Annotated in this window: 5 protein-coding genes; all 5 read left to right on the plus strand. The window is 43.1% G+C overall.

All coding sequences use genetic code 11. From position 1 onward, the window contains the following. The first annotated feature begins 25 nt into the window (after nucleotides 1-25). On the plus strand, nucleotides 26-943 hold the full coding sequence (locus IEY48_RS13150; RefSeq protein WP_188921023.1) for a M14 family metallopeptidase: 918 nt from the start codon (nucleotides 26-28) through the stop codon (nucleotides 941-943). Nucleotides 944-1,220: 277 nt separating this feature from the next. Then, entirely contained in the window at nucleotides 1,221-2,813 is a 1,593-nt protein-coding gene (locus IEY48_RS13155; protein WP_188921025.1) for an ABC-F family ATPase, read from the plus strand. A 121-nt stretch (nucleotides 2,814-2,934) separates the two neighbouring features. Beyond that, entirely contained in the window at nucleotides 2,935-3,300 is a 366-nt protein-coding gene (locus tag IEY48_RS13160; protein WP_188921027.1) for a hypothetical protein, read from the plus strand. Between the two features lie 29 nt (nucleotides 3,301-3,329). Further along, nucleotides 3,330-4,142: an alpha/beta fold hydrolase gene (locus IEY48_RS13165; RefSeq protein ID WP_188921029.1), complete on the plus strand. Its 813-nt coding sequence runs from the start codon at nucleotides 3,330-3,332 to the stop codon at nucleotides 4,140-4,142. Nucleotides 4,143-4,347: 205 nt separating this feature from the next. Continuing rightward, nucleotides 4,348-6,348: a methyl-accepting chemotaxis protein gene (locus IEY48_RS13170; RefSeq protein ID WP_188921031.1), complete on the plus strand. Its 2,001-nt coding sequence runs from the start codon at nucleotides 4,348-4,350 to the stop codon at nucleotides 6,346-6,348. Nucleotides 6,349-6,600 lie beyond the last annotated feature (252 nt).

Raw genomic sequence — 6,600 nt, forward strand, 5'->3', positions numbered from 1 at the left:
GAGAATTAACGATAAAAGAGGTTTCATGACAGATTCGACTGTATACCCAATTGGCACACCGGGACAAAAATGGACCGACGCTGAAAAAGCCCAATGGCTTGCCCAAGTGACGATTAAGCGCTCATATCAAGAAGAAGTGGTGAGTAAATTAACCCCGCTGGCAAACCAATTTGAGCAAGTGCAATACGGCGCATTATCTTATGACACTGACAAGTATCCGTTATTTGGCTTTAAAACGCCTAACTGGGACAGCAACAAAAAGACCATTTTAGTGACCGGTGGCGTACACGGCTACGAAACCAGTGGTGTCCATGGCGCAATTCAATTTTTAGCCACTAAAGCCAAACACTACAGCCAGTATTTTAACATTGCCGTGGCGCCCTGTGTCAGCCCGTGGGGTTATGAAACCATTAATCGTTGGAACCCAAAAGCGATAGACCCAAACCGCTCATTTTATGCCAATAGCCCAGCAGAAGAGTCTGCGGCCTTAATGGCGTTTGTCGCCACATTAGGTGAGGTGTATGCCCACATCGATTTGCATGAAACCACCGACACAGACGAGCTAGAGTTTAGACCGCTACTGTCTGCCCGTGATGGCGTTGAATACGATAAAGGCGTTATTCCTGACGGATTTTATTTGGTTGGCGACAGTGATAATCCAACCCCTGAGTTTCAAAAAGCCATTATCGATTCGGTGGCCAAAGTGACTCATATTGCACCAGATGATGACGGTCAATTAATTGAAGTACCGATTGAACAATTTGGGGTGATTAATTACCCGGTTAAAAAGCTCAGCCTGTGCGCAGGGATCACCGTAAATCATTTCAATACCACCACAGAAGTGTATCCAGACAGCCCACATGTTACGACGCAACAATGTAACGATGCGCAAGTGGCTGCCATTACAGGCGGCTTAGATTACATTGTGGGTTATTTAAATTAACAAAGTCGTTAAATTGCAAATGCTTTGCTGTTGCGGTTTTTCATTGCATCAACGGCAAAGCATTATGATTGGGTTTAGGTTGATAAATAGACCAAAAATCCTTACAATGTCGCGCTTTATATCTACCCCTTCGGCGATGCCGTATATCAGTTTAAATCTCACTATTATTTGTTTAACATTTTTTAAGAGCTGACTTGAGTCATACAGATGTCAACTCGCACCGTTAAGCTATAATGTGATACCGGTTTAAACACACAACACGATTTGGAATTTCATTTTGATTACAACAGCTAACATCACAATGCAGTTTGGCGCTAAGCCACTGTTTGAAAATATCTCTGTCAAATTTGGTGGCGGTAATCGCTACGGTTTAATTGGCGCGAATGGTTGTGGTAAATCCACCTTTATGAAAATCCTTGCCGGTGATTTAGAGCCTTCAAGCGGTAACGTATCGTTAGACGTTAACGAGCGCATGGGTAAACTAAACCAGGACCAGTTTGCATACGAAGCCTTTTCAGTCGTAGACACTGTGATCATGGGCCACCGCGAATTATGGAAAGTGAAGCAAGAGCGTGACCGCATCTACTCACTACCTGAAATGAGCGAAGAAGACGGCATTAAAGTGGCCGAGCTTGAAATGGAATTTGCTGAAATGGACGGTTACACCGCTGAATCTCGCGCGGGTGACTTACTATTAGGCGTCGGCATTGGCACTGAGCAGCACTTTGGTTTAATGAGCGAAATCGCCCCGGGTTTTAAATTACGAGTCTTGCTAGCGCAAGCGCTGTTTTCTGACCCGGATTTATTGCTACTAGACGAACCAACCAACAACTTGGACATCGACACCATCCGTTGGTTACAAGATATGTTGAACCAACGTAACAGCACCATGATCATCATCTCGCATGACCGTTATTTCTTAAACTCAGTGTGTACTCACATGGCTGACTTAGATTACGGTGAGCTGCGCGTATTCCCAGGTAACTACGACGAATACATGATGGCAGCACAGCAGTCGCGCGAACGTTTAATGAGCGACAACGCCAAGAAAAAAGCCCAAATTGCGGAGCTGCAAACCTTCGTAGCGCGTTTCTCGGCTAACGCATCTAAAGCAAAACAAGCGACATCGCGTGCAAAACAGATTGATAAAATTAAGCTTGATGATATTAAAGCATCGAGCCGTGTTAACCCGTTTATTCGTTTCGAACAAGAAAAGAAATTGTTCCGTAACGCATTAGTTGTTGAAAACCTAGCAAAAGGTTACGACACACCTTTGTTCAGCAAATTTGACTTGATGGTCGAAGTCGGCGAGCGCATTGCGATTTTAGGTCAAAACGGTGTGGGTAAAACGACTCTTTTACGTACTCTAGTGCATGACATCCCACAAGATGAAGGTACGATCCACTGGTCTGAAAACAACAACATTGGTTACTACGCACAGGATCACGAAGCAGACTTTGCTAACGACATGACCTTGTTCGAGTGGATGAGTCAATGGCGTAAAGAAAACGATGACGACCAATCAGTACGTGGCATTTTAGGCCGTATGTTGTTTGGCTCAGACGACATTAAAAAGTCGGTTAAAGTGTTATCGGGCGGTGAAAAAGGTCGTATGTATTTCGGTAAACTTATCATGCAAAAGCCAAACATCTTATTGCTTGATGAACCGACTAACCACATGGACATGGAATCGATTGAATCATTAAACAACGCCCTAGAAATGTACGAAGGCACGTTAATGTTCGTATCGCATGACCGTGCATTTGTATCGTCTTTGGCGACACGTATCCTTGAAGTCACGCCACAAGGCATTAATGACTTTAAAGGTACTTACGATGAGTTCCTTGCCAGTAAAGGTATTGAAGGTTAAGTTAATTCGCTTTCAAGCAAGTTAATAAAAAAAGCCCTGAACATATGTTCGGGGCTTTTTTGTTTTTATATTATAGATTTAGAAATATACTCAATTAAAATGATAACAGGCAGGCAAATTTATGAGCATTACCCTCGAACAAGCTTCAACCACCTTGAATGAACTCAAATGTCGTACTAATTTTAATATTAAGAATGTTACCGAATACATGTTGCCAGAGCTCAAAGAACCCGTGTATTTGCATGTAGAGGGTAAAGTGCCATTATTAATTATCCGTCCTGCATTTGAAGTTTTCTCAAGTGAGTTAGCCACCATTGACGGCGTGCACGCCAAATACGACTATTACCACAATGCACAAATGACACGGTTTCCGACAAGGCAATACAAAGGCTTAAACGAAACCCACTACGGCCTCGCATTCCGTTTTGATAATGCTGAAGCAGTCAGATTATTCATTAAGCGATTGGTTGAAATCGTCAAAGGATAATCCACGATTTATTAGGAGACCTTCACGCCATGACCGAGCCATTTAATATCAATCAGTTTAATTGTTCCATTAGTGGTTCAGGACAAAGCCTAATTTGGGCGCACGGTTTATGTGGTTGTATGCAAAGTGAAGATGCCATTGGTGTGTATGCATGGCATCGGTTTCCTAAAAAGTTACAACTTATTCGTTATGATGCAGTTGGGCATGGTTTGTCAGACACCGCTGACAGCGTTGATGATTATCTTTGGTCAAGTCTCGCCCAGGATATGCTCAATATTGCTCAGCATTATCACGCGCCTAAGCCGTTTATGTTAGGCGGCCAATCAATGGGCTGCGCCACCAGTTTATTTGCTGCATTAGCAAAGCCCGAAAACGTAAAAGGGCTTGTGTTAATGACGCCGCCTGTTGCATGGCAAGCAAGGGCCGCAAAAGTGGATTATTACCATAAAATAGCCAAAGCAGCGCGGATATTAGGCGGTAAAGGTCTTGCGCAAATGAACGCTAAACATTTAGACAAAATGCTCCCAAGTTGGATAATCGATGCCCACAAGCATAGCGTGTTAGGCATGCTAGATGGCTTAAAATCGATGAAACGCCACACCTTAAATCAGTTGTTTACTGCCGCAGCATTAAACGACTTACCCACTAAACAACAGCTTTCCACTATACAAGTACCCACTTTGATTTTGGCTTGGCAAGGCGATGAAGCACACCCTGTTTCAACTGCAAAAGCATTAAACAAAGCACTTCCAAATTCGACTTTGCGTGTTGCCAGCACAATGGAGCATGTTAATGATTGGCCAGAGCTTATCAGTGAGTTTTGTCTCGGTTTAAAGCCTTAGCGGCTAAACTGATTTACATCTTAAATAGTTGAATAAACACACATACCTCTTTGTAGATAAATCGCGACAGTTTAAAACGACAAAAGCTAATTTAGCTGTGAGCAATGTCTGAGTTTAGATTGTCAATTAATGTAAATTTTTTTAATTCGTTTATGGTTATTGCAAACATGACTGAGTATTAAATCATTTGACATAAGGCTCCAATATGAACTGGCAATGGATTAGCAACCTTAAAATATCGCGCAAACTTGCCTTACTTGTACTACCGCCATTACTGTTAAGTATTGTATTTGGTGGGTTATTTGTCAGTGATGAATACCGCGGTAAGCAACAGCTTGAACTGGTGATAGATCTGTCTAATGTGGCCATTATAAACAGCGCATTAGTGCATGAATTACAAAAAGAGCGCGGTATGAGTGCAGGATTTATTGGCTCAAAAGGTCAATCCTTTAAAGACGCACTTCCCAGTCAACGTAAGCTCACCGACTCTCAAATTGCTCGTTTTAAACAATTTGCTCAACAAGATGACTTTCCTCAACATTTACAAGCTACATACAATCAAGTTGCTTCATCGTTAACCCAATTAAACGCCATGCGCAGCAATGTCAGTAATTTAACGATTACAGTGGCCGAGCAAGTAAGCTATTACACTCAAATGAATACCTTACTATTGTCTATGGTCGATGCTGCAGCCAGTCAAAGCAAAGACAGTGAGCTGTCGATGAGACTCAAATCATTTGCGGCTTATTTGCAATTGAAAGAACGAGCAGGCATAGAGCGCGCAGTGTTAAGCACCACCTTTGGTCATAGTGAGTTTGCCCCTAATTTATATCGTAAGTTTGTCACCCTAGTGGCAGAGCAACAGACCTATGCCGAACGCTTCATGGCGGCAGCCCATAGCAATAACATTGAAGTATTTAAACAGGCCCAACGCAGCAAAGCGATGGCCGATGTACAAGCATTACGTGAAGTCGCTTTTACGCAAAACCGTGCCGCAATGCTTGCACAAAACCCTGAAGATTGGTTCAAAATATCGACTGCAAGAATTACCATGCTGACCCAACTAGAAAAACAATTTGGTGATGACTTAACTCAGCTTAGCCAACAAAAACTTGAGCAAGCAACCGAGCAAATGTATATCAGTATCGCGGTATTAATTATCGCGTTAGCATTTGTGATTTTTATGAGTTTAGCGGTGACTCGATATTTACACCACAGCTTAGGCGTACTGCACAAAGAGATTACTCACGCAGGCACCCAGTTTGATTTAACCACCCGTTTACCTCATCAATCAGAAGATGAGTTTGGCCAAATATCACTGGCGTTTAATCAAATGATGGCCGAGTTTGAAGAGGTTATCGGTCAAGTGCACAGCAATGCCGTTAATCTTGTGGATGCTGTTGAGCAAATGAATGGTTACACACGATCATTACAAAGCGATGTTCAACAAGGTTCATCAGAAGCTGAGCAAGTTGCCTCAGCAATGACAGAAATGAGCGCCACTGTTAATGAAATTGCCGCCAATGCAGTGCAAGCATCCGACGCCTCAGCTAAAGCCAACTTAGAAGCTAAAAATGGTGAAAATGATGTCAATAAAACCAGCGATGCTATACAAATTTTGGCGAATGAGATAGCAGATGCTGCAGACGCGATTGGGCGTTTAGATGTTGATGTTCAAAGCATTGTGACCATTCTTGATGTGATTAGCTCTATTGCAGAACAAACCAATTTGTTAGCTCTTAATGCCGCAATTGAAGCGGCAAGGGCAGGTGAGCAAGGTCGCGGCTTTGCGGTCGTTGCAGACGAGGTACGGACGCTAGCCCAACGTTCACAAACCTCCACTGAAGATATCAAAAACATGACAGAGCGTTTACAAGCCGGTGCAGCAACTGCCGTTAGCGCAATGAAACGTGGGCAACAACAAGCACAAGTCAGTGTTGATGAGTCCAAACATGCCGGAAACGAACTTAAGTTAATCGCAGATCACGTTAGCGTGATTGACAGCATGAACGAACAAATTGCCGCATCCACCCACGAACAATCCGCAGTCGCTGAAGAAGTGAACCGCAATGCGATGAAAATTACTGAGATTTATCATAATACCCAAGATATTTCACAACAGCTTGCCAGCCTAAACGACAACCTACTCAGCGATGCCAGCAATATGTCTCAACAAGTGAGTAAATTTACCTTATCAAAAGAATAGAATGCTAAATCAACAGTAACACCTGGAGCCTACGACTCGTCGTTCCGGCAATGCCCACTACTCTGTCATATAGGCAATGCTCACACTCCGTCGTTCCGGCAATGCTGTTAAGCCGGAATCCAGGTGTTAATGCCGCTCGCTTAACAGTGAGCGGCTCTTTTCTTATGGGGGTAGCGTGGTGCTTTATATAGCACTTGTCTTGGAAATGGTTTCCGCTTTCTTTTTTTCGGTAGGATTAATCGCTTTCCGTTT

Origin of the sequence: Shewanella saliphila, assembly GCF_014648295.1 — a bacterium.
GTDB lineage: Bacteria > Pseudomonadota > Gammaproteobacteria > Enterobacterales > Shewanellaceae > Shewanella > Shewanella saliphila.

What these genes read in the sequence shown, in the direction of transcription:
- IEY48_RS13160 (WP_188921027.1), top strand. Translation starts at nt 2,935, where the DNA reads ATGAGCATTACCCTCGAACAAGCTTCAACCACCTTGAATGAACTCAAA.
- IEY48_RS13165 (WP_188921029.1), top strand. Translation starts at nt 3,330, where the DNA reads ATGACCGAGCCATTTAATATCAATCAGTTTAATTGTTCCATTAGTGGT.
- IEY48_RS13150 (WP_188921023.1), top strand. Translation starts at nt 26, where the DNA reads ATGACAGATTCGACTGTATACCCAATTGGCACACCGGGACAAAAATGG.
- IEY48_RS13170 (WP_188921031.1), top strand. Translation starts at nt 4,348, where the DNA reads ATGAACTGGCAATGGATTAGCAACCTTAAAATATCGCGCAAACTTGCC.